At 57.2% G+C, this 24,168-nt stretch carries 18 protein-coding genes and 2 pseudogenes; 11 read left to right on the plus strand and 9 right to left on the minus strand.

Translation table 11 applies throughout. The annotated features are described in order from the left end of the window. Position 1 precedes the first annotated feature (1 nt). Both DES29_RS00295 and DES29_RS00300 read left to right on the plus strand, forming a co-directional pair. Positions 2 to 1,225 (plus strand): annotated as a pseudogene (locus DES29_RS00295) (acetylornithine/succinyldiaminopimelate transaminase); the annotation flags it as partial. 814 nt (positions 1,226 to 2,039) lie between these two features. After that, on the plus strand, positions 2,040 to 2,960 hold the full coding sequence (locus DES29_RS00300) for a LysR substrate-binding domain-containing protein (protein ID WP_227057976.1): 921 nt from the start codon (positions 2,040 to 2,042) through the stop codon (positions 2,958 to 2,960). Positions 2,961 to 3,083: 123 nt separating this feature from the next. Here the strand turns inward: DES29_RS00300 and DES29_RS00305 are convergent, their stop codons facing one another. The 7 genes from DES29_RS00305 to DES29_RS00335 form a co-directional block, all read right to left on the minus strand. Beyond that, complete coding sequence (locus tag DES29_RS00305) at positions 3,084 to 4,559, minus strand: aldehyde dehydrogenase family protein (RefSeq protein WP_021994978.1); 1,476 nt, start codon at positions 4,557 to 4,559, stop codon at positions 3,084 to 3,086. 439 nt (positions 4,560 to 4,998) lie between these two features. Next, positions 4,999 to 6,078 (minus strand): methyltransferase, encoded by a 1,080-nt coding sequence (locus DES29_RS00310; RefSeq protein WP_046446019.1) that lies wholly within the window; start codon positions 6,076 to 6,078, stop codon positions 4,999 to 5,001. 53 nt (positions 6,079 to 6,131) lie between these two features. Further along, a complete protein-coding gene (locus tag DES29_RS00315) occupies positions 6,132 to 7,169 on the minus strand; it encodes a hypothetical protein (RefSeq protein ID WP_113854262.1) in 1,038 nt (345 codons plus the stop codon). Between the two features lie 61 nt (positions 7,170 to 7,230). After that, the gene (locus DES29_RS00320; RefSeq protein WP_021994982.1) at positions 7,231 to 8,505 is read right to left on the minus strand and encodes a beta-ketoacyl-ACP synthase; all 1,275 of its coding nucleotides are present in this window, start codon (positions 8,503 to 8,505) and stop codon (positions 7,231 to 7,233) included. Continuing rightward, positions 8,502 to 9,251, minus strand: a complete 750-nt coding sequence (fabG, locus tag DES29_RS00325) for a 3-oxoacyl-ACP reductase FabG (RefSeq protein WP_021994983.1) — start codon at positions 9,249 to 9,251, stop codon at positions 8,502 to 8,504. The genes DES29_RS00320 and fabG overlap by 4 nt, the downstream gene beginning before the upstream one ends. Before the next feature lie 39 nt (positions 9,252 to 9,290). Beyond that, positions 9,291 to 9,794, minus strand: coding sequence for a hotdog family protein (locus tag DES29_RS00330; protein ID WP_021994984.1), 504 nt, complete (start codon positions 9,792 to 9,794; stop codon positions 9,291 to 9,293). Further along, on the minus strand, positions 9,791 to 11,122 hold the full coding sequence (locus tag DES29_RS00335) for a beta-ketoacyl synthase N-terminal-like domain-containing protein (RefSeq protein ID WP_236578964.1): 1,332 nt from the start codon (positions 11,120 to 11,122) through the stop codon (positions 9,791 to 9,793). The genes DES29_RS00330 and DES29_RS00335 overlap by 4 nt, the downstream gene beginning before the upstream one ends. A 123-nt stretch (positions 11,123 to 11,245) precedes the next feature. On the opposite strand from DES29_RS00335, the gene DES29_RS00340 reads away from it, so the two are divergent. Next, on the plus strand, positions 11,246 to 11,920 hold the full coding sequence (locus tag DES29_RS00340) for a methylated-DNA--[protein]-cysteine S-methyltransferase (RefSeq protein ID WP_021994986.1): 675 nt from the start codon (positions 11,246 to 11,248) through the stop codon (positions 11,918 to 11,920). A gap of 20 nt (positions 11,921 to 11,940) precedes the next feature. Here the strand turns inward: DES29_RS00340 and DES29_RS00345 are convergent, their stop codons facing one another. Next, complete coding sequence (locus DES29_RS00345) at positions 11,941 to 12,750, minus strand: MazG-like family protein (RefSeq protein WP_113854264.1); 810 nt, start codon at positions 12,748 to 12,750, stop codon at positions 11,941 to 11,943. A gap of 134 nt (positions 12,751 to 12,884) precedes the next feature. Here DES29_RS00345 and DES29_RS00350 point away from each other — a divergent pair, with 134 nt between their 5' ends. The 4 genes from DES29_RS00350 to DES29_RS00365 all read left to right on the plus strand — a co-directional run bounded on the left by DES29_RS00350 (position 12,885) and on the right by DES29_RS00365 (position 17,771). Continuing rightward, on the plus strand, positions 12,885 to 13,634 hold the full coding sequence (locus tag DES29_RS00350; protein WP_021994988.1) for an endonuclease: 750 nt from the start codon (positions 12,885 to 12,887) through the stop codon (positions 13,632 to 13,634). Positions 13,635 to 13,908: 274 nt separating this feature from the next. Further along, positions 13,909 to 14,328, plus strand: a complete 420-nt coding sequence (locus DES29_RS00355; protein WP_016474170.1) for a DoxX family protein — start codon at positions 13,909 to 13,911, stop codon at positions 14,326 to 14,328. A 261-nt stretch (positions 14,329 to 14,589) separates the two neighbouring features. After that, the gene (locus DES29_RS00360; protein ID WP_113854266.1) at positions 14,590 to 16,014 is read left to right on the plus strand and encodes a hypothetical protein; all 1,425 of its coding nucleotides are present in this window, start codon (positions 14,590 to 14,592) and stop codon (positions 16,012 to 16,014) included. Positions 16,015 to 16,319: 305 nt separating this feature from the next. Then, positions 16,320 to 17,771, plus strand: coding sequence for an amidohydrolase (locus tag DES29_RS00365; RefSeq protein WP_113854268.1), 1,452 nt, complete (start codon positions 16,320 to 16,322; stop codon positions 17,769 to 17,771). A 106-nt stretch (positions 17,772 to 17,877) separates the two neighbouring features. Here DES29_RS00365 and DES29_RS00370 read toward each other — a convergent pair whose 3' ends face one another. Further along, positions 17,878 to 18,690, minus strand: a complete 813-nt coding sequence (locus DES29_RS00370) for a MetQ/NlpA family ABC transporter substrate-binding protein (protein ID WP_021994992.1) — start codon at positions 18,688 to 18,690, stop codon at positions 17,878 to 17,880. Between the two features lie 442 nt (positions 18,691 to 19,132). Here DES29_RS00370 and DES29_RS00375 point away from each other — a divergent pair, with 442 nt between their 5' ends. The 4 genes and pseudogenes from DES29_RS00375 (at position 19,133) to ccmI (ending at position 23,831) form a co-directional block, all read left to right on the plus strand. After that, positions 19,133 to 19,939 carry a peptidylprolyl isomerase gene (locus DES29_RS00375; RefSeq protein ID WP_021994993.1) on the plus strand — a complete coding sequence of 269 codons (807 nt, stop codon included), beginning with the start codon at positions 19,133 to 19,135 and terminating at the stop codon, positions 19,937 to 19,939. A gap of 233 nt (positions 19,940 to 20,172) precedes the next feature. Continuing rightward, positions 20,173 to 22,134 (plus strand): annotated as a pseudogene (locus DES29_RS00380) (heme lyase CcmF/NrfE family subunit); the annotation flags it as partial. An 84-nt stretch (positions 22,135 to 22,218) separates the two neighbouring features. Then, positions 22,219 to 22,815, plus strand: a complete 597-nt coding sequence (locus DES29_RS12720) for a cytochrome c-type biogenesis protein (RefSeq protein ID WP_227058121.1) — start codon at positions 22,219 to 22,221, stop codon at positions 22,813 to 22,815. Beyond that, the gene (gene ccmI / locus DES29_RS00385; RefSeq protein ID WP_005430246.1) at positions 22,812 to 23,831 is read left to right on the plus strand and encodes a c-type cytochrome biogenesis protein CcmI; all 1,020 of its coding nucleotides are present in this window, start codon (positions 22,812 to 22,814) and stop codon (positions 23,829 to 23,831) included. The genes DES29_RS12720 and ccmI overlap by 4 nt, the downstream gene beginning before the upstream one ends. Positions 23,832 to 24,168 lie beyond the last annotated feature (337 nt).

Genomic DNA, 24,168 nt, shown 5'->3' on the forward strand with positions numbered 1-24,168 from the left:
CATGACGCAGCCTACCCGCGCCGAATACGATCAGGTGATGATTCCCTGTTACAAGCCCGCTGATCTTGTGATGACGCACGGCAAAAAGTGCCGCCTCTATGATTCGCAGAACCGCAGCTATCTTGATTTCGGCGGCGGCATCGCCGTCAATAGCCTCGGCAACGCGCCAAAGATTGTGCGCAAGGCCCTGAAAGCACAAAGCGCAAAGCTCTGCCACATCAGCAACGTCTTTACGAACGACGCTACGCTGAAACTGGCCAAGCGGCTCACTTCACTCACAGGATTTGACCGGGTGTTTTTTACAAACTCCGGCGCCGAATCCAATGAGGCTGCGCTCAAGCTCGCCCGCCGAACGGCTTTTGACGATTATGGCGAGCAGAAGGATGAAATCATCTCCTTCACGCACAGTTTCCACGGCCGCACGTTTTTCACGGTCTGTGTCGGCGGGCAGGATAAGTATTCTTCCGGCTTCGGCCCGCGTCCGGGTGCGATTACCCATCTGCCTTTCAATGACATTGGTGCTTTTGAAAAGCAGATTTCTGACCGCACCTGTGCCGTGATTTTCGAACCGGTGCAGGGCGAGGGCGGCGTGCTGCCCGTGGACCCCGCGTTTGCCAAACGTGTGCGCGAACTTTGTGACAAGCACCATGCACTGCTCATCCTTGATGAAGTGCAGTCAGGATGCGCACGTTCGGGCACGTTCTTCGCCTATGAACAGATCGGCATTCGCCCCGATATCGTAACGACGGCGAAAGGTTTGGCCGGCGGCGTTCCTATCGGCTGCGTACTGACCAACGACGCTGTTGCCAAGCATTTCAAACCCGGCACGCACGGATCGACCTTTGGCGGAAATGCATTGGCCTGCGCGGTCGGCAATGCGGTTCTGAAGCATATTTCTGCACCGGAATTCCTGGAAAAGGTCGTCAAGCACGGCGCCTTCATGAAGGCGTCGCTTGAAGCGCTCAACAAGGAACTGCATGTCTTTACGGAAGTCCGCGGCATGGGCCTGCTCATTGGCTGTGAACTGATTCCGCAGCTTCGTGCGCAGCTCGGCGACATTCAGAAGGCCGCGCTTAAAGCCGGGCTCATTATTCTGACGGCCGGCGGCACGACGATTCGTCTGTGCCCGCCGCTCATCATCAAGAAGCGTGAGATCACCGAGGGCGTGGCGATTCTGAAGTCGGTTCTGAAGGGATTTCTCGCCAATCTGCCTAAGGCCGAGGAACCGGTGAAGGCAGTGAAGACTGGTTCACGAAAGACCAGAGCTTCTGCCAAGGAACCGGCAGTCAAGCAGGTTAAGCCCGCAGCGAAGACCCCGCAGACACGTAAAGCTCAGCCTGCAAAACCCGCTGCTGCAGCTCCGGCCAAAGCCGTTCCTGCTCAAGCGGCCAAGGCTGAGAAGCCTGCGGCACGAGCGGCGACGGTTTCCGCCAAGCAGCCTGCTGCCGAGCAGGCCAAGCCCGCCGTGAAGACGCCGCAAGTTCAGTCTCTTAAACCTGCGGCTTCCCGCAAACCTGCTCCTGCCCAAGCTGTCAAGACAGCAGCGCCGGCAGCCGTGACGCCGAGAGTTCCGGCAAAGAAACCTGCTGTCGAGCCGGTTAAGTCCCCGGCGGCACCTGCTGCGGCAGGGACTGCAGCTGCTGCCGTTAAGGCGCCTCAGGCCGAAGCGGCGAAAGAGGTTAAACCTGCGGCTCCGTCAGCTGCTTCGGCAGTTCCGAGCAAGCCGGTTCTTTGAGCCGCCGGCAGCTCAGCCCAATAGGGCGTCGAGCTGCCGATGCAATCTTTTAATGTTTCATGGCGATGCCGCTGCGGGAAACTGCAGCGGCATCGCTCTTCTTTAGATGCATTCCCGTCAGTGGTCCGCAGCTGCCGCCTCGATGAATCGCAAATCTTCGCGATGCTTTTGCACGATTTCAAAGGCCGCCGTTTGGCTTGCAGACAGAGATTTGACGCATTCGGTAGAATCGTCTTAAGTGATTTTGAGAGGCGCAGGTTTTTGAAAGACCTGCGTTTGCAGGATTCTTTTGCCCGCAACAACGGTGAACAGATTGCTTCCGATTACCCTTCGCCAGCTTCAGGTCTTCTTAGCCATTGCCAAAACAGAAAGCATTGGTCTTGCCGCCGAGTCGCTCACGATGAGCAAAAGCGCCGTTTCGCAGGCGCTTTCCGAGCTTGAAACGCGTCTTGGCGTTCAGCTCTTTGACCGCAATCGAGGGCGGATTTTTTTAACGGCTGAAGGCCGCCGCATGATGCCTCAGGCCGACGAGATGCTTCATCGAGCGGAAGACATTGCTGATCTGTTTCGCCGCGGCCATGAGCCTTGTCCGTTTCGCGTGGGCTGCACGCGGACCATCGGCACATTCATGCTCGCCGATCTTTTGAAGTCTTTTCGGGATGCTGCCGGATGGATGCCGGCTACTGAAATCGCCAATACTTCAAGGATCGCTGCGAAACTCTCTTCCTTTGAGCTCGACATAGCGCTGATTGAAGGTCCTGTGACCAACAACGACTTGGTGACCTTTCCCTGGATGGCCGATGAAATGGTCGTGGTAGCTCCGAAAGATCATCCGCTCACGGGCCGTCCGGTGAGCTATGAGGAGCTTGAGCGTGCTTCTTGGCTCCTGCGCGAAGAAGGCTCCTCCACCCGAGACTTTTTTGAAACGCAGCTCCATCAGCGGCTTTCCAGAGTCAATGTCTCGGCTGAGCTCAACAGCTTTGATGCAATTCTTCGTTCCGTTCGCATTGGGCTCGGCATCACCTACATGTCTAAACGCGTGTTGACCGACCCCATCTTCGGCCGTTTCCTTGCCCGCGTTGAGATTCCCGACCGTTGGATGCGGCAGCTGACCTTCTGTCATGAACGCGGCAAATACCTTTCTGTCGATATGCTCGAGTGGGTTGAGCATTGCCGCAACTATGCACGGATGCTTGAACGCCGCGAGGCAGACGCGCTGCGCTGAAAAAACGGTCATTGATCGGCACGCGGTTCCCGCCGCAGCACTATCGCAGTGCAGCAAAAAAACGGCTTCCCCAGTTGATTAACCGGGAAAGCCGTTTTGAGTGTCAGCGTCTAAGCTTATGAATTAGAAGAAGCCGCGCTTTTGTTCTGAAAGACTGATATACAGGTTTTTCATCTGGCTGTAGTGTTCGAGAATGACCTTATGCGTCTCGCGGCCGATGCCGGACTTCTTGTAGCCGCCAAAGGGCGAGTGCGCCGGCAGCTCGTTATACGTGTTGATCCACATGCGGCCCGTCTGGACGCCGCGGGCGACACGGAAGGCGCGGTTGATGTCACGGGTCCAGACAGCACCGCCAAGACCGTATTCAGAGTCATTGGCGAGTTTGAGAACCTCAGCTTCATCCTTGAACTTGATCACGCAGGCGACCGGCCCGAAGATTTCCTGCTGGCAGACATTCATCTGATTTTCGCAGTCAACGAGCAGCGTAGGCTGCATGAAAGCACCCTTTTCACAGCCGGGAACGACGGCGCGTTCACCGCCGGCGAGCACCTTGGCACCTTCCTTCTTGGCTTCTTCGACCCAGCCGAGAATCTTCTGGAGCTGACGCTCGTTAATCTGCGAACCCATCTGAGTGTCTTTGCAAAGCGGATTGCCGACCTTTACCTTCTTGAAGGCCTCAGCCAGTTTGGCGACGAATTCGTCGTAGATCCCTTCCTGCACGAAGATGCGCGAACCCGCACAGCAAACCTGCCCCTGATTGAAGAGAATGCCGATCTGAGCGCCTTCAATGGCCTTATCCTGCTGGCAGTCATCAAAGTAGATGTTGGCGGATTTGCCGCCGAGTTCCAGCGTAGCCGGAATGAGGCGCTTGGCAGCGGCTTCGGCCACGTCGTAACCGACTTCGGTAGAACCCGTAAAGGCAAGCTTCGCAAAGCCCGGATGATCAAGCATGGCCTGACCGGTCTGCGCACCGCGTCCGCTGATGATGTTGACGACGCCGGGCGGGAGGAACTCATTGAGGATTTCGCCGAGCACATTGAGCGACAACGGCGTTGTCGAGGAGCTCTTGATCACCACTGCATTGCCGGCAGCAATGGCCGGAGCAATCTTCCAGGCGCCCATCAGGAGCGGGAAGTTCCACGGCACAATCTGACCGACCACGCCGATCGGCTCGCGAAGAATGATGGAGAGCGTGTTTTCGTCAATCATCGTTGCTTCGCCTTCATCGGCGCGGATGCAGCCGGCGAAGTAGCGGAAATGATCCGACGAAAGCGGTACGTCGACCAACGTGGTTTCACGGATGGGCTTGCCGTTGTCGAGCGTTTCAACCGTGGCGAGCTCAAGTGCGCGTTCATCAATGCGGTCGGCAATCTTGAGGAGGATGTTGGCACGTTCGGCCGGCGACTTGGCCGCCCAGGCGGGCTGAGCTGCTGCGGCTGCCTTGACGGCGCGATCCACATCCTTGGCCGAAGCGTTTGCACAAAGTGCAAGCAGTTCGCCGGTAGCGGGGTTGTGGGTTTCAAATGTTGCGTCATTTTCTGCGTCAACCCATTCGCCGTTAATCAGAAGTCCATAGCGGTCCTTTAGGTATTGCGTCATAAAAACTCCTTTCCAAATCTGTTGCGCTGTCGCCGCTTTCTGCCCGGGAGAGCGGCTGCTCATTGAATCGCCGGGCGTCTGCGGCATCGCTTTGAATTCAGAATAGGCGCAGGAATTTGCGCTTGTCATCAACCATTGGACGGAGTGTGCGGAGCAAATGAAGTACGCAGATTGGACTAGGGATATCTTGCAGATGCGTCGTTGCCAGCCGGAGGAGGGCGCCTCAAGCTTGTGGACGAGCGAAAGTATGAAGTTCGCAGAAAGGAGCTGCTCCGCATCGTCATCTAAACAATGGGATCGATATGGAAAACCCTATCAGTATCAAGTGATTTCAGGCGGCTTCAAGATGTGACTGGGAAAACAGAATGCCGATGAACTTAAGCAGCATCCATCGGCATTCAAATTGCAGATCCGCGGGCGATCGGTTCCGAATCGGTCGTTAAGCCTCAAGCAAAAAGAGCGTATGCGAAACGCCCATGTTGGGCTTTTCCTCAATGATGCGGAATCCCGTCTTTTTGAAAAGTTCTCGAAGTTCGGCGCCGTGGAAGAACCGGCTTACCCCGTTGGCCAGCACGGTGAAGTAAAGGCTCGAAGCTGCCAGTGAAAGCGCTGCCGCCTGATGACGCTGCTCATCAGTGAGTGGTTCAAGCACACAGAGTTTGGCGCCGGGTTTCATTGCGCGGCGGGTACGTTCAAGGATGGAGGCCGCCTCATCCAGGCTGAAGCAGTCAAGGAATTGACTCATCCAGAAGAGATCAACGTCTTCCATGCCGGTCAGTTCCTCAGATGTGAGCCAGTCAATGGCATGACCCGAAAGACGGTGCTGCACGCTGCTGAGTTCAGAGCGCTCCGGGATCGCATTTACTTCCACGGGGAGGTCGACAAGCACGGCAGTCGAATCGGGGAAGGCTTCCAGGAACATCTTGGTGAAGCGTCCCGTATTGCCGCCGATATCGGCTATGCGTGCAGGCGTCTGAGGGGCCCAGAATTCGCGAATGGCTTCGATCGCAGCGGCGTAGGCTCGGTCGCTGTGATAATGGTCGAACCGGAACCAAGAGCGCTGCGCCATGGCAGGGAGTTCCGGCAGGTGCGGATAGATGGTCTTCCAGGAGGGGTTAAAAGCGGCAAGACCCGCGGGTTTGCCTTCCTTCAGGGCCTCTTCAGTGCGGTCGAGTCCCGGCCAGCAGGTATCGGCAGTGAAGAAGAAATTGGCGCGGGTCATTTCGTCGTAGATGAGCAGATCTCCGACCGGGGTCGTCTTCCAGCCGCGCAGACCTTCATTCGGTGCCGGTTCCAGAATGCCGGCAGTGGCGAGAATGTCGATTAAAACACCGGCCGCGTAAGGTGTGAGGCCGGATGCAGCAGCGGCTCCGGCGACGTTTTGCCCGGGGCTGCGGCTCAGCGTCTCGAGGAGGCCCGTACGAAGCGCGGCCGCCGCTGCCTGAAAGATGAAAGGCGAAAAGGCGATGAACTGTGCGCGTTCAAGCTGAGCGAGGAAATTCGAACGGCTGCGGGACATAAAGAAACCTTGAGGGAAAAAAGAGTGATGTGGGCGTATTGGTTTTTGAAGCGTCACACATAGGCATGACGATGAGCGGTGAGTTCAACCAGAAGCGCCTCGGGCGTGAGATCAAGCCACTCGAGCGCATGCGGAGCGTCGGCCGGTCCGCCGCCGAGCAGCGTCAAAAGACCCGCCGGCGTACGCACAAAGCGCTGCGCTACGGCAGAACCATCAGGAGCGCGAGTACGGAGTACGTCTTCCCAAAAAAGCTCCACTTCGCGGGCACGGGCATATTTCTTCAGCACTTCGTCGGTCAGCGGAGAATCATTGGCGGGCTCTCGATCGTCGCCGTTCATTTTTTGAGCACTTTCAAAAATGCCCCAGGCAGCAAGGAAAGCTTCCTGAGCGCGCGTCAGGTTGACGGCTGATGCAGCGGCAATCGTGCGGGCGAAACGCGCCCCGAAAGCAAATTCTGCGAGGCTCACCAGACGCTTCGTTTGCTGCGCGCGGGTTGGCTGCTCCAGGTCGATCCCCATTGCCCGTCGAGAAAGACTTACTGCAACGCAGCCGTCCGTATGAGCCACCGCAAAACGGCCGACGGAAACACCGGAAAAATCGGTGAGCTGAGGGCCTTCAGGCGGCTGTTCGCGCAGATGATAGGGTGACTGTCCGGCATGCGAGGCAAGGTTGGCAAGACGCTGTGCAAGGAGGCGGCCGAACAGACTCTGCAGGCGCCGTGCAGGATGCGTGAACCGAATGAGCCGGTGCTGTGTTTCCTCTGGCAGGAGCGCCGTCAAAGCACGCTCGAGGTCCGGACCAAGCGTGTCGGGAATGGCCATGACGGTTGCTGCCCAGCCGGCCGGAACAGAGGGTTCAGCACTGATGTCTGAATCATTTTCCAGCTCGGCATCTTCGAAGTCGGCAAAATCTTCAAAACTCGGGGTAAAGAGATGCGCGAGCACAGCCTCTAAGGCTGAGCGATTGTCAAAGAGCGCTTGCGTAAAGCAAAGCGGCTGCAGCGCCTGAAGCGCTGAGGACGGGTCAGGCGAAGAGCGGTCTTCTTGCGGCGGAGCCGGCCAGGGATCTGTCGATTCGTGTGCGTTCGGCATAAGACTATGCAATGCGTTGCGGTCGTGTATTCAAAATGAAGAGCGGACTAAAAGAATGCATTCAGTGCGATGCGGCTGAGTCGTCTGTCGGCCACTTGCGGAAGATCAGACTGGTATTGATCCCGCCGAAGGCAAAGTTGTTCGACATAATGATCTTTTGCTCAAGTTCACGAACGCCGCCCATGACAAAGTCCAGAGGCGCGCATTCAGGGTCGGGCTCTTCAAGATTAAGAATGGGGGAGACAAACCCCTCCATCATGGCGTGAACGGCAAAAATCGCTTCCAGCGCACCGCAGGCTCCGAGCGTGTGTCCCATGTGGCCTTTGTAGGTGGTATAGGGAACGGTGCCGCCGAAAACGTCGTAAGTCGCTTTGCTTTCTGCAAGATCACCTCGATCGGTAGCGGTGCCGTGACCATTGATGAGGTCTATGTCTTTGGGGGCGAGTCCGGCATCATCAAGCGCCAGACGCATGGCTGCCGCCATTTGTTCAGAAGCGGGGCTGGTGATGTGCTCGCCGTCGGCATTGGTGCCGTAACCTAAGATTTCCGCATAGATGCGGGCTCCGCGGGCACGGGCGTGCTCGAGCTCCTCGAGGATGAGGGCGCCCGAGCCTTCGCCGACAACAAGGCCGTCGCGGCGTCGGTCAAAAGGACGAGGGGTATGCGTCGGATCGTCGTTCCAGTTGGTGCTGGTGGCAAAAAGCGTGTCAAAGATCGCGGCATCGGTGGCGTCGAGTTCCTCGCAGCCCCCCGCGATCATCAGCGTCTGTCTGCCTGAGGCAATCGCTTCGTAGGCCGATCCGATGCCCTGAGAGCCGGAAGTGCATGCCGAACTGGTCGTAATGATGCGGCCCTTGCAGCCGAAGGCGACCGAGATGTTCACCGGTGCGGTGTGCGACATCATGCGCACATAGGTCGTCGCGGTGATGCCGCGGCAGCTTTTGGTGAGAATCATGTGCGCGAGTTCTGCGACGGCTCTCGGCTGTCCGGCTGACGAACCGAAAGAGACGCCGCAGAGCGGAGAAGAGACTTCCGGAGAATCGAGCAGATTGGCATCCCGAAGCGCATCTCGGGCGGTTTTGACGGCCATCTGCGCTACGCGTCCCATTGAGCGCGTGCGTTTGCGGGTGAAGAATTCGGGGTCGAGTTCAAAGGGAGCGGCGGGCGCACCGACTCGGGTGTTGAGTCCCTGCAGGTCTTCCCACTCGGTCATATGCTGCACGCCGCTGCGGTTATGAAGCAGTGCGCTTCGCACATCCGCCCAGCTCGAACCCAGCGGAGAGATGGCACTCATGCCGGTAATAACGACGCGGCGCGCTGTCTGAGGAAGCTTCATCCGATCAGACCTCCAGAAACAGGGATAACGGCGCGGGTAACGTAGGCCGCGTCGTCGGAAAGCAGAAATGCTGCGACGGCAGCCACTTCATCAGGACTGCCGAGACGCCGCATCGGAATATAGGGAAGAATGCGTTCGCGGTCTTCCGCCGAAGCCATGGCGGTGTCGATAAGCCCGGGGGCAATGACATTGACCGTAATCGAACGGCTTGCAAGCTCTGCGGCCAGCGCTTTGGCCGCACCGATGACACCCGCTTTGGCTGCGGAATAATTGGTTTGGCCGCGCGTGCCGGAGATGCCGGACACTGAACTCATTACCACAATGCGGCCGCGGCGCTTTCGGGCCATCGGCAGCGTGAGCGGCTGCAGGACGTTGTAAAAGCCCCCGAGATCAACGGCGAGAACCTGATCCCAATCTTGCGCCGGCATGCCGGCCAAGGGGCCGTCGCGGTTGATGCCGGCATTCAGAACAACGCCCCAATAGATGCCGTGGGCTTCAATATCGGCCGAGAGTGCTGCAGCTGCAGCTGCACGATCGGCGACATCGAAAAATAGCGCTCTGGGCGCGGTATTGAATTCGCGAAGTTCGGCGAGAAGTGCGTCGGCTTCTGCAGAGGGCTTTCTGCCGTGAACGACGACATCGTAGCCGTCTCGAGCCAGGCGAAGCGCCGCTGCGCGGCCGATGCCGCGGGTGCTGCCCGTAATGAGCACGGTGCGGCGATCAGACTGTGCAGTAGGAGACATCATTTTCTTATCGGTGTGTTTTCAAATACTGAGGCTGGCATTCTAGCGAGTACTGTCTTCGAGGCGCTCGAAATATCCGGCAGGCGGATTGAAGACATTGAGCGCTGCCGACCCCGCAGGGACGCGGCAGGGGGCGCCGCTCGCCCGCTCAATCAGCATGACTTCGCAGTCAAACTGCCAGAGTCCTTCATCGCTTTCAAATTTCTTTTGAACTCTGCAGAAAAGTTTGTCGCCCGGCGTGAAGAAAGCAATGGGCAGCGACATTCGGCGCGTGCCGAGAAGCAGACCCACAACGGGAGGCTCGCCGGCCAGGCGCTGCAGCCGACCGGCATAAATGCCGATGGTCTGCGCCATGATTTCAATTAATGCGACGGCGGGAAAACGCCCGCAGGCATCAGCAGCCAGAAAGTCTGCACGTACCAGGGTGACCGATTCGGCAGCGCAGTCATCAGCATAAAGCGCCGTATCGACAAAGCGCATGGGATCGCGCTGTGCGATGAGGTTCGCCGCCGGCATCGGGAAACTGAGCTCATTCGTGCTGATCATTGGTCAAGCTCCTGCCGAGCGGTAAAGAATAGAACGGCATTGCTGCCGCCAAAAGCAAATGCGGAGGCCAGCACGCCGGGAGCACCCGGCGAATCGAGCTTCGCGGTCAGGTCGCTGCTGGTGTTTTCCGGTCCGCTCAATGCCGCCCTAAAGGCTGCAGGGAGCTCAGGATCGGGGTGACTAGAACGGGAGAAATTAAGAGGCGTTGGTCCCAGACCTTTGAGAAGGCTCCACGCGACAGCAGCGTTAAAGGCGCCTGCACCGGCCAACTGATGACCGACATGGCGTTTGAGGCTGGCTGCGGATACGCCGGGAGCGGCAAACATCATGGCTCTTGCTTCCATGGCATCGTTTTGCGCTGTAGCGGTGCCGTGCAAAAGGGCAAAGCCGACAGGGTGCGGCGCACCATTGCGGATAGCCGCTTCGATGGCCGCACGAGCGCCTGCGCCTTCCGGGTGCGGGGCGCAGATATGATGAGCATCCGACGTTTCTCCCCAGCCGGCAAGCCGAACTTCAGGACCTTCATCGGGCATGCCGCCAAAATATGCCTGCTCAGTCTGGGCGAGCATCATCAGCAAAAATCCGCCGCCTTCGCCGAGATGCATGCCGGTTCGCCGCGCATCAAAAGGAAGCGCTCGGCCGGGGCTTCTGGCGCCCAGAGCAGAAAACCCCGCTTCGGTAAGCGGTGACTCAGCGTCTATTCCTCCCGCTACAACAGCCCGAACTCGACCGGTGAGAAGGAGCCTTGCGCCTTCCAGAATGGCTTTGCTCCCAGCCGTGCAGGCAGTGGAAACGCAATAGGCGGGCCCCGAAATCCCTGCGAGGCGGGCAGTGAGCGCGGCGACAGCGCCGATTTCAATAGGCATCCGTTTGTCTGGAGCTTCAGTTTCAGGATGACTGCGCAGGACGGAGACGGTTTCGGCCGTGCCTGCGGCAGTGTTGCCGACGATAAGGCCGATGTCTGCAGGGGCAATGCCCGCTTGCAGCGCTTCGTCAAGCAGCGGAAGTGCTGCTGAGGCTGCGAGCCGAAGACTTCTGGCGGGGCGAGTAAAGGCTTTAAGTCCCGTTGTTCGGGCAGCTTCAGCAATGCGCCGATCCGCTTCCGCCAAATCGCTTTCGGGTACTCGCACATCACTCGGAGCGAGCTGTGCACAAAGGTCTTCTGCCGATGCAAGCTGCCGGAGCGTATCTTCGCAAGAACTGCCGAGCGCCGAGAGCAGTCGTGCACGGCGTATGACGACAGCAGGGCGAAGAGGCTTTTTGGCGCCGGCAATATTGGAGAGCGGGTCGGGGAAAGAAGTGCGTTGAGTACAGGCCGAAAAAGGCATACAAAAATCCATAGAAGCCATCGGCGCATTATATTGGGCGGCGTGACGGAGTCAGCTCATTCGGGCTGCTGCATTTCGCCGCGCCAAACTGCGTTTGCTGACAACTTTTTGAAAACTGACCCAATGCCTTTGATTCTCAGCCTTAAGAAAGCCGCCGCTGCCGGCATCTCATTACGCTTTATCCAGGTTCCTTTAGGGGAGGGTCTCCCTCTCGCACTGCGCTGCTGGATGCTCACCGCGGACGCTGACGGCATTCTCGGTCTTTCGTCAGTTTATTCGCAGGGCTGTATGGCCGATGAGGCAGCCGGGACGCTCTTAGCGAGCCAGCCAACGCCCGCTTCAGCCGCTGGAGAATCATATTTGGCGGCAGCCGCGGATCGACTCCATGCGTGGTGGGCCGGTGACGGGAGTGCTCTCAATGATGCGGATAAACTTTTTTCCAAACAGCTCCCAGGCACGGACTTTGAAAAGAGTGTCTGGGCGGCCGCGAGGCGGGTGCAGCCTGGCTCGTGCGCGTCCTACGGCGATATTGCGGGGGTAATCGGTGTGCCGCGAGGGGCTCAGGCTGTCGGGAATGCGCTTCGCCGCAATCCTGTTTTGCTGATGACTCCTTGTCATCGTGTGCTTCCGGCATCAGCGCTTGAAGCGGCTAAGCGGGCCAAACGACTCGGCGGCGCACCCTATGAAACCGTCGGCGGATTTTCGGGGGCCATGACCGGCCCCCTTACGGATCTCAAGCGGCACATGCTGATGTGGGAGGCCGAGCGCTTTGGCTCCGCCGAACCCGCATTGTTTTAAAAGATGATCTGCCGGTCACCTTATGGCTCGGCAAGTGACTGCAGGCGTTCAAGAACACACTTCAATACGCCGGACTCAGCCGCCGAAAGGAAGGCGCCGTCATGGATGCGTTCTTCGCGAACAATCTTTTTGAGAAGCGCAGCGGTGCCGGCAAATGAAAGTTCAGCAATATCCTTTGCGCTCGGACGTGCAGCAAAATTTTCGGGAAGTGCATTTTCAAGCATCTTCGCCGGAAAATGTGAGGTCCAGTCTTCCACGGCCTGCCAAAAGTTGACTGCAGCACGGTCATAGGCCACAAAGAAAACTCGCCCGTCCGAAGCGCTCGTCCATGCGCCGACCGAATGTTCATGAAGAAAATCGAGGAATCCGAGCACGCGCTGCAGCTGCGGGTCCTCGAGCATCTCGCGGCGGGTTCGCTCCGCGGTTTTCAGTGTTTCGTAGGTCTCAAGCAGAGGGTCTCTGCGGCAGACCTCCGCCGGATATTTCTTTTCGAGTTTCTCAAGCTTTTTAAGCAGCATCTGGTCGGGCGAAGCTCCGATGCGGTCAGCAAGAAGCAGTGCATAGGCGAATACATCGGCGAGCTCATCTTCCATTTGTTCATGCTTATCCCGGCATTCAAGATCATCGCCCGACCATTGAAAGACTTCGAGCAGTTCAGCCGCTTCAATGACAATGGATGCCGCTAAATCCTTCGGATTATGTTTGGGCGCCCAGCGGCGGGCGTCACGGAAAGCGAGCAGCCGGGCTGCAGTTTCGGCGGATATTGCCGGCGGCGGCAGTTTGGGATGGGATTGAGAGCTTTGGGCTGCTGAATGAGGGGGCAAAGACATAAACGACTGTTTACAGACAAAAGGGAGGCAGGTTTGAGTTTCAAGGTCTTCAATGCCGCTGAACGATTAAAATCACCGCGTCCTGCGGCGGCTCTGGACGCTGCAGGTGAAAATTATTTCTCATTGGAGAGTCCATGTCGAACCGTCTTCTTTGCCTGCTGCTGAGTGCCTCGCTTTTTGCCGCCGGTGCCGTCGAGGCTGCAGGCAATACCACGATTGAGTCCTTCAACAAAGCCAAGAAGATTCTTGAGCATCAGGTTTATCAGGATCACCGCATCACGTTTTACTGCCTCGCATCTTTCGATCGGGACAAGAACATTACGCTGCCCGAAGGCTTCGTGACGCCTGAACATCAAAAACGCGCCAAGCGCGTTGAATGGGAGCATGTCGTTCCTGCGGAAAACTTCGGCCGATTCTTCTCAGAATGGCGTGACGGGTCGCCCGAGTGTGTCGACTCCAAAGGGCGCAGCTTTAAAGGCCGCAAGTGTGCTGAAAAAGCGAGCAGGGAATACCGCTTTATGCAGGCCGATCTCTATAACCTCTATCCGGCTATCGGCGCAGTCAACGCCATACGCTCCAATTTCAACTACCAGATGCTTCCGGATACGGCGGCTACATTCGGTACTTGTCCGATGAAGGTGGCTAACCGCCGGGCCGAGCCGCCGGAATATACCCGCGGGCCGATTGCACGCTCAACGCTTTATATGGCTGAGGCCTATGCTGACGTTTATAAACTCTCCAATCAGCAGCGTCAGCTGATGGAAGCTTGGAACAAGATGTATCCCGCCGATCAGTGGGAATGCACGCGTGCTCAGCGCATTCAAAAGATTCAGAAAAATGAAAACCGATTTGTGACTGAAGCCTGCAGGAAAGCGGGACTTTAAAAACACAGTGAATACACATTCACCAGCGTTTTCAGGCGCGTTCATTTCCAAGAGCGGGAAGTGAACGCGCTTTTTCTATAGATTGACATGTCGGTAAACAAAGTCGTTCTACAATAAAGTACCTATGTCAACTTAAAAAGGAAACCAATTGCAAAACGAGCGGGAAATCCCTTAAGACAACGGCTAGTATAGTTGAACTTAATTTGATATCGAACGTTTCCGCAAGCGTTCACAGCCGGAAATGGTTCGATTGCTGTTTAAAAGGAATTTCCAAATGAAGAAAATCTTTACGAGCTCACCGCTCTCGCTCGATTTCGGTCTGCTTCTTCTGCGCGTACTGCTCGCGGCCGGGCTGCTCACGCACGGCATTGCCAAGATTGCCAATTTCTCTGCGCTGTCGACATCCTTTCTGGATCCGCTCGGTATTGGCGTGCTGCCGGCTCTGCTCGGCGCCATCTTTGCCGAAGTGGTCTGCTCGATTCTGGTTTTGATTGGGCTTTGGACTCGACTGACCGTCTTGCCGCTCATCTTCACTTTTATTGTGGTTTTCTTTGTGGTGAGCGGCGGCGCTGCGTTTGCGCAGCGTGAACTGGCGTACCTTTATCTTGCCGGCTGGGTTGTTCTTTTCTTCACCGGTGCCGGGCGCTTCTCGGTTGATGCACTGCGCTGCCCGCTCAAGAAGGCGGCAGCCTAAGGCCGCATCTCTGCGCCGCAGGATTTGTCGGCAGATGATTCTCCGCTTTAAAAGTTTCTGTGCGGGTGAATCTCTGCCGACTTTGTTTTTTAAGCAATAACCGATGGCTGTTGACACGCGTGTCGTTTTTAAGCAAACATTGCTTACCTCTTTGCCGGTAACGGCCGGCGGTGAAGTACGACAACCGGTCACAGCTCGCGTAAGATTCCCAACACTAGGGTGCATGGTGCGCCACTGAGAAAGACTCCTTGAAGGGCCTGAATGCAACGGATCTACGGATTTATCTGTGCTCACTCGCGAACAGCTGCTCTGGCGGTAGTTGTCATTTTGGGTGCTGAGGCAGCTTTCATTGGCTGGCAGAAAGCTCAGTATGATGAATTTATGGGGAGTTTGCTCACGCCAGGGGCTTTGGCCGAAGGCGTGCTCGCGGTGGGAGATCGGATGGATGACGGTATCTTCAGCCGAAGAGACCGCGTTCACTTCACCATTGCTTCGAGTCTATATTCCGACAACCCTTCAGCTCCGCCGCTCACGCTTGACTTTGATGTCACGGCCAACTTTGGCCCCTTTGGCTTAACAGGCGATATTTTTGTCCTCAATGCAACGACGGGAAGTGCCAAGCTGCTCAAAATGCTCGAAGGCACCCATCCTCGTCTTTCCATTCGCTGGAGCCGCTCGGTTTTCGATGCTGCACTGAAGATTGCAGCAAGCGCTGCGCCCTTTGACATGCGGCTCAATTTCGTGAAGCCCGGTGTAGGCCCCATTTCTTGGCGACTTGCCGCCCCAAAGCCCGTGGAGTGCTCATTAAAGCTCCCTAAGCAGGGGTCTCTCTCTACAGTCTGCACGGCCCCAGCGCTGTTGGTGAGTCTTACGGATCCGGCAGCCAATATTTCTGAAGTCCGGCTCACGCGTGCATCCTTTGACGGCATCGCCCTCAAAACTGACCCAACGATGGCGCTGCCGGCAGCTGGCGCGAAGGATGAGACTCTTCCTGCCGATGCGGCCGATGACAGCCAATCCTCAGAGCGAGCGCTCTGGTATGTGGAAAAAGCGGAACTTAAAGCCGACGAACTGGATTTCTCTTCGGGTGACTGGCGCGGGATCTTTAAGGTCTTGATGCGGAAGTTCTCTGCTCAGGCGCATCAAGATCCGACTCCGGCAGAGGCCCTTGACGGCAGCTACAGCGCCTTTGCTCAAAAAGCGACGCTCAGAGTGACGAACCACAAGGGAGATCTAGAGCGCCATCTGAATGCTGAAGACTTCCGCATGAAGATGAAGGCGGCTGATGTCCCATTCAAGCTTTTCGGCGCAGTTGACGACGAAAGCATTGAGGAAACGCTCGATGCTGCCGGTCCGATGCATTTTGAACTCACGGAGTTCGGTTTCAGATCCGGGCCCAAGGGTGCCCAGAAAACTTCGGCTTCAGGCGTTCTTGAAGCCCGCCGCTCGGGCGGCAAGCTTCCCGAGACAGAGCTCACGCTTTCAGCTCAGCTGCCCGAACCTGTTCTGGAAATTGTGGACACTATTGTTCGAGGGGCGCGCCCAGATGCCCGCGGGCAGTCTGTGAAGCGCTTTATGACGCCCAAAGATCTGCCTGAAGGCCGAGTATGGGAACTCAAAATGAAGGAGTCTCGGCGCGGCTCGCTGACAGCTCGATCGTTCACGGTAGACAACATCGAGCCTTGAGCACTTAGGTTTAGGCAGCAGTCTTCATGCTGAAGACCTGTCATCTATGCAAACCTGCGCACATTTTGCGGGATTTGCGTATTTTTGCTGAGCTTATGTTTACTTTTCCCGGTGATGGCTAATGACCTTATCTCATTGTCACACAGGGAATTTCGCATTGCCTGGCCAGGCGTTCAGTTAAAAAAATGTGTTGGAAGAATTCGTTCGACAGCGTAGAATAAAGACCTAGAAAATACGCATAAGCACCTAACTCTCTCGACTAAGACGCGACTCGGCGCGGCGTCGATATTTCCCAACACATAAAAATGACATCCACCGCCTCGCCCGAAAAAAATAAAAGTATTCTGAAAAACGCTCCGCGGAAACGCTCGGCTGCTGCGGTTGGGACATCTTCTTTAAGGAGTGTCCCGCAGGCCGAGACACTCGCGATGCGTACCGCGGCGGCTCCTGATCGGCCGCATCTGCTCCCCGGCTGGCAGGATCCCGTGGATCCTGCCGCATTGATGGCGCTTCGCCGTGAGATTCACCGCACCGCTGAGATCGGCTGGGCGGAATTCATCTCAACGGCGCGTCTGGCGCAGGCTTTTGAGACTGAAGGCTTCAAGATTACCTATGGTCCGGACTTCATTTCCCCGCAGTTCGTGCGCGGGCGCGATGCCGCTGAAGTTGAAAAAGGCCGGCTTTTTGCCATGCAGAACGGTGTTCCTGCCGGACTGATGCGCCGCATGGGCGATTATCCCGGTCTCATTGCTGAATGGGACACTGGTCGTCCGGGCCGTACGCTGGCCATTCGCGTCGAGCTCGACGGTATAGCGGTTGAGGAGCCCGAATCGCTCGCGCATTTGCCTTACCGGGACGGCTTTTCGTCCATTCGCCGCGGTGTGATGCATGCCTGCGGCCATGACGGACACCAGGCGGCTGCCATCGGACTCGCTAAATTCATTCATGCCAATGCCGAACGGCTCTGCGGCCGCATCCGCTTTATCTGTCAGCCGGCAGAAGAAGGTTCTCGCGGTGCCTATCCGATTCTTCAGGCCGGCGTGCTTGACGACGTTGACATGATTATCTGCGGGCACATCGCGCCCGAGCTCGAACTCGGCACCGTTGTTGCTGCTCCGCGCCGGCTTCTCTCCACTACCAAGATTGACTTTGAATTCACTGACCGTGCGTCGCATGCCGGTTCGCACCCGCAGACCGGCCGCAATGCGCTGCTGGCAGGAGCGGCTGCCTCGCTCGCCATCATGGCGCTGCCGCGGCATGCAGACGGTATGACGCGCGTTAATGTGGGTCAGCTTCATGCCGGCGAAGGCCGCAACATTGTGCCTTCTCACGCCTGGATGGAAGTAGAGGTACGCGGCGAAACCGGAGAGATCAATCGTGACCTGACCGCCGAGGCGCTGACGCGCGCACAGGGTGCTGCCATGAGCTTTGGGGTGGAATGCCGAAAGCGCATTGTGGGTGAAGCTATCGACTACCAGCCCGAGGCGTCAACCACTCAGCTGCTTACCGTCTGCGCTCGTCGGGCCCGCGGATGCAGCAAAGTGCTGCCGACATGGAACTGCGACTATTCTGACGACGGTACACTCCTCATTCGCCGTGTGCAGGAGCAGGGCGGCAAAGGCGGGTACTTCCTCGTCGGCGGCGCACTCTCTTCAAGTGCTCTGAAACCCGCTGTCGATTTTGATGAAGCCGCGGTGATTACGCTTTACGACACGTGGGCCAATCTGATTACCGCAGTGCTCGGCAATTGGCGCTGAGGCTGAAGCCGATGAAATCAATCGGCCGCCTCTCGTGCTCAAAGAGGCAGCCGATTTTGCCGAGATGCCCGCTAATCCATTTGAAAAGCGGGTGCGTTTACAGCGATCAGAATCCGGGAATGACAATGCCCTTGTACTTTTCCTTGATCCAAGCGGCAATCTGCGGCTGCTGATAGGCTTCAACGAGCTGCTTCACCCAGGGTTTCCCAAGATCCTTCGTGTTTACGACGATGTTGCAGACGTACGGTCCGTCGGCATCTTCGACCAGAATGCCGTCACGCGTGGGATTGAGGTTGGCAACATAGGCGTAGTTGCCGTTAACGGCCGAAATCGTCAGGTCATTGAGCGAATGCGGCAGCTGAGCGGCTTCGAGTTCAACGAACTTGAGATCTTTGGGATTCTCAACAATATCGAGCACTGAAGGCGTGTAGCCCACACCCTTGCGCAGCTTAATAACGCCGCCCTTTTCAAGCAGGAAAAGGGCGCGGCCGCCCATGGCCGGATCGTTCGGGATGCCGACCGTGGCGCCTTTAGGCGCTTGGGCAAAACTCTTCACTTTCTTCGAATAGAAGGCCATCGGCAGCGTGAACCCTTTGCCGGCGACGCTCAGGTGGTAGCCGCGGTCTTTGATGGTCTGCTCCATGAACGGAATGGTCTGAAAGATATTGGCGTCAAGGTCACCCGAATCGAGGGCTGCATTTGGCTGAATGTAGTCTTGGAATTCAAAGATCTGAATGTCGAGGCCTTTGGCTTTAGCGAGCGGCACGACTTGTTCGAGAATTTCGGCTGCCGGGCCGGCAGTGACGCCGACGCGGAGTTTCTTGAGATTCCCGGCATCAGCGGCAAAAGCGGTGCTGCCCGCAAAAATGGAGGCAAAAGGCAGCAGTGCGGCTGCCAGTGCGATGTCGCGGCGTTTCATAGTGTTGGTTCCTCTCTCTTTTTTGATATGGGTCGAACGTTCGAATATCGAGCGGTCGCCGTGCTGATGAAATGCAGTCTATGCACGGCGGGATCGGTCTGAAGAAAGATCTGACGGTTCATTGCGGTATTGCCTGACGGCTTGAGACTTCTGCCGCAGGGTTATTGAGGGTTTGAAGGACCGCGGCAGATCGCTTGGGAGAGGGTATCGGCAGGTGTTCGGTGATGCCTTTATGAGAAAAAGTCGTCTCATCTGCTGTTTTCATATACGGGAGAACCCGAAATCGGCGCATTTCATAGCCTTGACGGTCATTCCTGTAAGGTTCGGGAAATTTTTCCCGCGCAGAATGCCTTCATCCAATTGCCGTAGACCGACGGGAGCTTTCGTTTTTGAAGCACCGTCTCAGGCATGAATAGACCCAACAAAAGAGGATTCATAAAAAATGATGAAGACCACCATTGCCGCCGCGCTTGCTCTCGTCGTCGCCTCCGGCGCCGCCATGGCTGAATTCAAGGACTTCACGGTCAATGGCGACCTCGTGACCAAGGGACAGCAGGAGGCCGTTGCAACGGAAGCCATCTCGAATAATCCCAATCCTCATGCCGCCATTGCGAATCCTCAGATTGAGGATCAGGTGCGCCAGATGGTCATCGAGTACAAGGTGATGAGCCAGTACGCGAAGAAGGAAGGCCTCGACAAGCAGCAGGCCGTCAAGGATGACATCGAACGCATGACCGACATGGTTCTGATGAAGCATACCGTCAATGAGTACGTCAAGAAGAATCCGGTTACCGAAAAGGAACTCAAGGACGAATATCAGAAGGAAAGCGATCGCTGGGGCAAGACCGAATACCGCGTCCGTCACATTCTCGTGAAGACGCAGGACGAAGCCAAGCAGATCATCGATCAGATCAATAAGGGTGCATCCTTTGCGAAAATCGCTGCTGAAAAGTCTCTGGACGAAGAAAGCAAGGACCGCGGCGGCATTCTTGATTGGACCTCTGCTTCGGTCTTTACCGGCCAGCTCTCGAGCGCCATCATGGGCCTCAAGAAGGGCGAAATGGATAAGGCTCCGGTGCAGTCCCCGGCTGGTTTCCATGTGGTGAAGGTTGAGGATGTTCGTCCGGCTGAACTCTATCCGAAGTATGAAGCCCGCAAGGAAGAGCTCCGTCATATCCTTCTGCAGCGCAAGGTTCAGGCCTTCATTCATGAACAGGTTCTGCGCGCTGAAGTGAAGGACGCCAAGTAATCCTGATTCAGGAGATCGCGGCCGGCCTTTGGCTGGATCGCGTTCTGCGGCGAAAACGCCGCTCGTGCCGTTCTCCCTGGGTGTTTTCGGGTGAGAGTGGTCAGCGGGCGGCGTTTTTCGTACATGCTGCGCAAAGACAAATGCCCGGACGCAGCGGCAAGGACCCCGAAAGCAAAAGAAGGTCCGCAGGCTCGTGAGAGCACCTCAATCGGCCTCAAGAAGGAGACCATCCTGTGACAGCAGAAATTGGGCAGTATGCCCTTATATTGGCGCTCATGGTGAGCGCCGTCGGCGGTGTGCTGACCCTTGCCGGCGCCGAATTAGCGAGCAGAAGCTGGATGCGCGTCGGCATGGCTGCCGCTGCCGTTCTTGCCGTTCTGGCAACCATTGCGATCGGCGCTCTGGCCTGGGGCTTTGTCGAAAGCGATTTTTCTATTCTGAATGTCGCCCGCAACTCCAATATTGCGCTCCCGTGGTATTACAAGCTCGCGGCTGTGTGGGGTTCACACGAAGGCTCAATCCTCTTTTGGGTGACGACGCTCGCGTGGTGGATTTTTGCAGTTGCGCTTTCAGCCCGTCATCTGCCTGAACGCGTGCTTGCGCGCATTCTCGGCACGCTCTTCATCATCACTTTCGGGCTGTACCTCTTTATCCTCACCACTTCGAATCCGTTCCTGCGGCTCTTTCCGCCGGCCGAGGCCGGTGCGGACCTTAATCCGCTTCTGCAGGACCCGGGGATGATCTTCCATCCGCCGCTCCTTTACTTAGGTTATGTGGGCTTTGCCGTTCCTTTTGCTTTTGCCGTTGCGGCACTGCTGGGCGGCCGTCTGGACGTCGCTTGGGCGCGGTGGATGCGTCCGTGGACAACGGCTTCATGGGTGCTCCTGACGCTCGGCATCAGCCTCGGCTCTTACTGGAGCTACTACGAGCTTGGCTGGGGCGGCTGGTGGGCCTGGGATCCGGTGGAAAATGCTTCACTGATGCCGTGGCTGACAGGCACGGCATTGATGCACAGTCTCGCGGTGACCGAGAAGCGGGGAGCCTTCAAGATTTGGACGGTTTTCCTCGCCATTCTGACTTTTTCACTTTCTCTTTTGGGCACGTTCCTCGTGCGTTCGGGCGTTCTGACGAGTGTTCATGCTTTTGCGTCAGACCCGGCCCGAGGCATGTTTATTCTTATTTTCCTCGTGATTGTGATCGGCGTGTCCTTCCTGCTTTTTGCCTGGCGGGCCGGCTCGGTCGCATCGGCGGCGTCCTTCTCGGGACTGTCGCGCGAATCGCTCCTCATGGGAAACAATCTGCTCCTCGTCGCCGGTATGGCGATCGTGCTCTTAGGCACGCTTTATCCGCTTTTCCTGGATGCGGTCGGAGGCGGCCGCATCACCGTGGGCGGGCCGTACTTTGAGAGCGTCTTCGGCAGCGCGATGGTGCCGCTTGCATTCCTTGTGCCGGTGGGTGCTGTCTGTGCTTGGAAGTCGCAAAGCATTGACCGCATGGGTCGTCTGCTGGGACTGCCGCTTGCTCTAGCGCTTGTTTTGGGACTCCTCACGCCGGTTCTTCTGGGGGCCTGGTCGACCGTGATGGCGCTTGCTGCATTCCTCGCCTATTGGATTGTCTTCGGCGCCGCTGCCGACTGGGTGCGCTACGCCCGTACGGCCCGTGCGCAAAAACGCAGTGTGTTCGGACAGACGCTTCCCTGGTGGGGCATGCATATTGCCCATCTGGGGCTTGCGCTGCTCATTTTCGGCGCGGCTGCCAACGGGATTTATCAGGTGGAGCGAGGGGCGGCTATGCAGCCAGGTCAGACTGTGCAGGTGCGCGACGTTACGCTTCGCTATGACGGCTGGAGCGAATACCGCGGTCCCAATTACACGGCCGCTAAAGGCGTACTGACGATCGTCAATGATCAGGGCAAAGAATTCGAGCAGCTTTTCCCGGAAAAACGCAACTACGACGCCGTGCAGAACATGACGATGACGGAGGCGGCCATTCTTCATCGACTGACCGAAGACATCTACGTGTCGCTTGCTTCGCCTACCCCTGACGGGGAAGGCTGGGTGGTGCGCGCTTATGTGAAGCCTTTTGTGACACTCATCTGGATCGGTACGCTCTTCATGGCGCTGGGCGGACTCCTCGCAATGGCAACGCGTTCGACCAGAGCGCCTCAACTGCGTGAAATGGGAAAGCGCGCTGCAATTTCAGCAGCCGGCACCGCTGCGGCATGCTGCGTTTTGGCGATGCTTGCTGCCCCGGCATCAAGCTATGCGGCAGAGCCGCTCATGGGATCCGTCACGGCTACCGAAAAATCCAAAGCGGCAGCAGCTTTCCTGGACTCAGCGCCCTCACTGGGAACCGTTGAAAATTCGGCCGATGCCTTTGCTAACCTGAAAACGGCTGAAGCTAAGCCCTCTGAGTTTGATCCGGCAGCCAATCCTCGCGTGCACAACATTGCATCTCAGCTTCGGTGCCTGGTTTGTGCCAACGAAACTATTGCGGAATCGAATGCTCAGCTGGCAGTGGATCTGCGCCGAGAAGTGGCCGAGCAGGTTAAAGCCGGCCGTACAGATGACGAAGTGGTGGCTTTCATGGTCGAGCGCTACGGCGACTATGTTCTCTTTAAGCCGCCCTTTAAGGCCAAGACCTGGCTTTTGTGGCTGGGGCCGATTGCATTCGTGTTTCTGGCCTTCTGGGGCATGGTGCGCATAGTGCGCATCCGCCGAGAAGATGCGAAAGCCCGCAGGCTTGCTGCATCTGCAGAGTCGCTCGCTTGCGCCAAGGCTTTCCTCAGAGGTGAAGTCGAATATGTAGACGGCGGCTTCGCTGCCCGGCAAAGTTCGCTCAAGCATGGCGTTCAAACTCGCGGAGCATCAGAATGAAATACGAAGTGATCTTCTGCATTTTTGCGCTCGTCCTGACGGCGGGCGTTGTGGGTGCCTTTGCTTGGGCGCTGCTCGGTCACTCCAAGGGCGGTCGTGCTGAAGAAGCGCGCACGGCAGATAATCTTGCGGGACTTCGCGAAGAGTATGCCCATCTTGTTGAACAGCAAGCGGCCGGCCGTCTGACGCAAGCTGCATTTGCAGAGCGAGAGGAAGAGCTTGCGCTTCGCGTACTCGAGGAGACTGAGGAAACGAAGGATTCCGCCGATCCGTCGCAGGTGCGTAAGGACGCGGACAATGCCCGCACGTCGCTCATTACGACAGCGGCGGTTGCTGTGATGATTCCGGCGACAGCGGTGGGTGCTTATCTTTGGTACGGCGACTTTTCCGCGCTTGATGAGCGTGCTGTCGAACAGGTTCGCTTGGCTGCGCAGGCGGCGAAGTCTGAGCGCGACATGCAGGGCACGATGGCTTCGCTTGAAAAAGCCGTTCAGAGCAACAAGGACAATCTTGAAGCGTGGGAGCTCCTGGCTGAGCAGTACAACGCGACTGGAAACTTAAGTCAGGCGGCGATCGCCTTTGAAAACGTGGTGCGGCTTGCGCCGAAAAACGCCAACGCCTGGGCTGAGCTCGCCGACTTGACCATTGCACTTAATCCGTCCGATCTTTTGAAGGCCGGTGAGATGGCAGAGAAGGCGCTCGCAGTCGATCCTTGGCACCAGAAAGGTTTGATGATCGGCGCGGCAGCGGCCTTTGAACGCGGCGACTATGCTCATGCGGCTGTGCTTTTCGACCGTTTGAGAAAACAGATCCCGGCAGGCAATGAAGTCCATGACGCGCTGACGCAGCAAATTGAGATGACGCTCGCGGCAGGCGGCCTCAAGGCAATTCCCAAGGATGACGTGGGTGAGAAGCCCGAAACGGACCTTGAGAAGATGATGAAATTAGGGGGCGGCATGCAGCAGGCGCCTGAGCGCGGTCAGGATGGCGTGGGATTGAATCCGCTTAAGCGCTGAAGTCCTCCATACGAATAAAACGATCAATGCCTGCACAGGCCGGAGCATCGCAAAAGGGTGCGCCGGCCTTCTTTTTGGGATTCGAGTCGGTATTCAAAGGCAAAAAAAAGGGGCTCAAAGGTATTTGAGCCCTAAGAAATGCCCCAAACCCCGACTGCAGCCGTTTTTAAAGCTGATGGGGAAAGCATCTGTTTTGCACTCGGGCGCCGCAGAAAGCCCGGCAACTTCTCCAGCCTCGCTCGTCCAGGATGTGAATTCCGTCTTGCCGACATCCCCGCGGTGACGAAGAACAAAAAAACATCAAGGACGAGAAGGACCAGGCGCAATCTACGGGAAT

Origin of the sequence: Sutterella wadsworthensis (genome assembly GCF_003315195.1) — a bacterium.
Taxonomy (GTDB): domain Bacteria; phylum Pseudomonadota; class Gammaproteobacteria; order Burkholderiales; family Burkholderiaceae_F; genus Sutterella; species Sutterella wadsworthensis.

Coding starts and splice junctions, on each gene's coding strand:
- DES29_RS00375 (WP_021994993.1), top strand. CDS start 19,133: ATGATGAAGACCACCATTGCCGCCGCGCTTGCTCTCGTCGTCGCCTCC.
- DES29_RS00330 (WP_021994984.1), bottom strand. CDS start 9,794: ATGATCAGCACGAATGAGCTCAGTTTCCCGATGCCGGCGGCGAACCTC.
- DES29_RS00365 (WP_113854268.1), top strand. CDS start 16,320: ATGACATCCACCGCCTCGCCCGAAAAAAATAAAAGTATTCTGAAAAAC.
- DES29_RS00305 (WP_021994978.1), bottom strand. CDS start 4,559: ATGACGCAATACCTAAAGGACCGCTATGGACTTCTGATTAACGGCGAA.
- fabG (WP_021994983.1), bottom strand. CDS start 9,251: ATGATGTCTCCTACTGCACAGTCTGATCGCCGCACCGTGCTCATTACG.
- DES29_RS00340 (WP_021994986.1), top strand. CDS start 11,246: ATGCCTTTGATTCTCAGCCTTAAGAAAGCCGCCGCTGCCGGCATCTCA.
- DES29_RS00355 (WP_016474170.1), top strand. CDS start 13,909: ATGAAGAAAATCTTTACGAGCTCACCGCTCTCGCTCGATTTCGGTCTG.
- DES29_RS00345 (WP_113854264.1), bottom strand. CDS start 12,750: ATGTCTTTGCCCCCTCATTCAGCAGCCCAAAGCTCTCAATCCCATCCC.
- DES29_RS00310 (WP_046446019.1), bottom strand. CDS start 6,078: ATGTCCCGCAGCCGTTCGAATTTCCTCGCTCAGCTTGAACGCGCACAG.
- DES29_RS00320 (WP_021994982.1), bottom strand. CDS start 8,505: ATGAAGCTTCCTCAGACAGCGCGCCGCGTCGTTATTACCGGCATGAGT.
- DES29_RS00335 (WP_236578964.1), bottom strand. CDS start 11,122: ATGCCTTTTTCGGCCTGTACTCAACGCACTTCTTTCCCCGACCCGCTC.
- DES29_RS00350 (WP_021994988.1), top strand. CDS start 12,885: ATGTCGAACCGTCTTCTTTGCCTGCTGCTGAGTGCCTCGCTTTTTGCC.
- ccmI (WP_005430246.1), top strand. CDS start 22,812: ATGAAATACGAAGTGATCTTCTGCATTTTTGCGCTCGTCCTGACGGCG.
- DES29_RS12720 (WP_227058121.1), top strand. CDS start 22,219: ATGGGATCCGTCACGGCTACCGAAAAATCCAAAGCGGCAGCAGCTTTC.
- DES29_RS00360 (WP_113854266.1), top strand. CDS start 14,590: ATGCAACGGATCTACGGATTTATCTGTGCTCACTCGCGAACAGCTGCT.
- DES29_RS00370 (WP_021994992.1), bottom strand. CDS start 18,690: ATGAAACGCCGCGACATCGCACTGGCAGCCGCACTGCTGCCTTTTGCC.
- DES29_RS00315 (WP_113854262.1), bottom strand. CDS start 7,169: ATGCCGAACGCACACGAATCGACAGATCCCTGGCCGGCTCCGCCGCAA.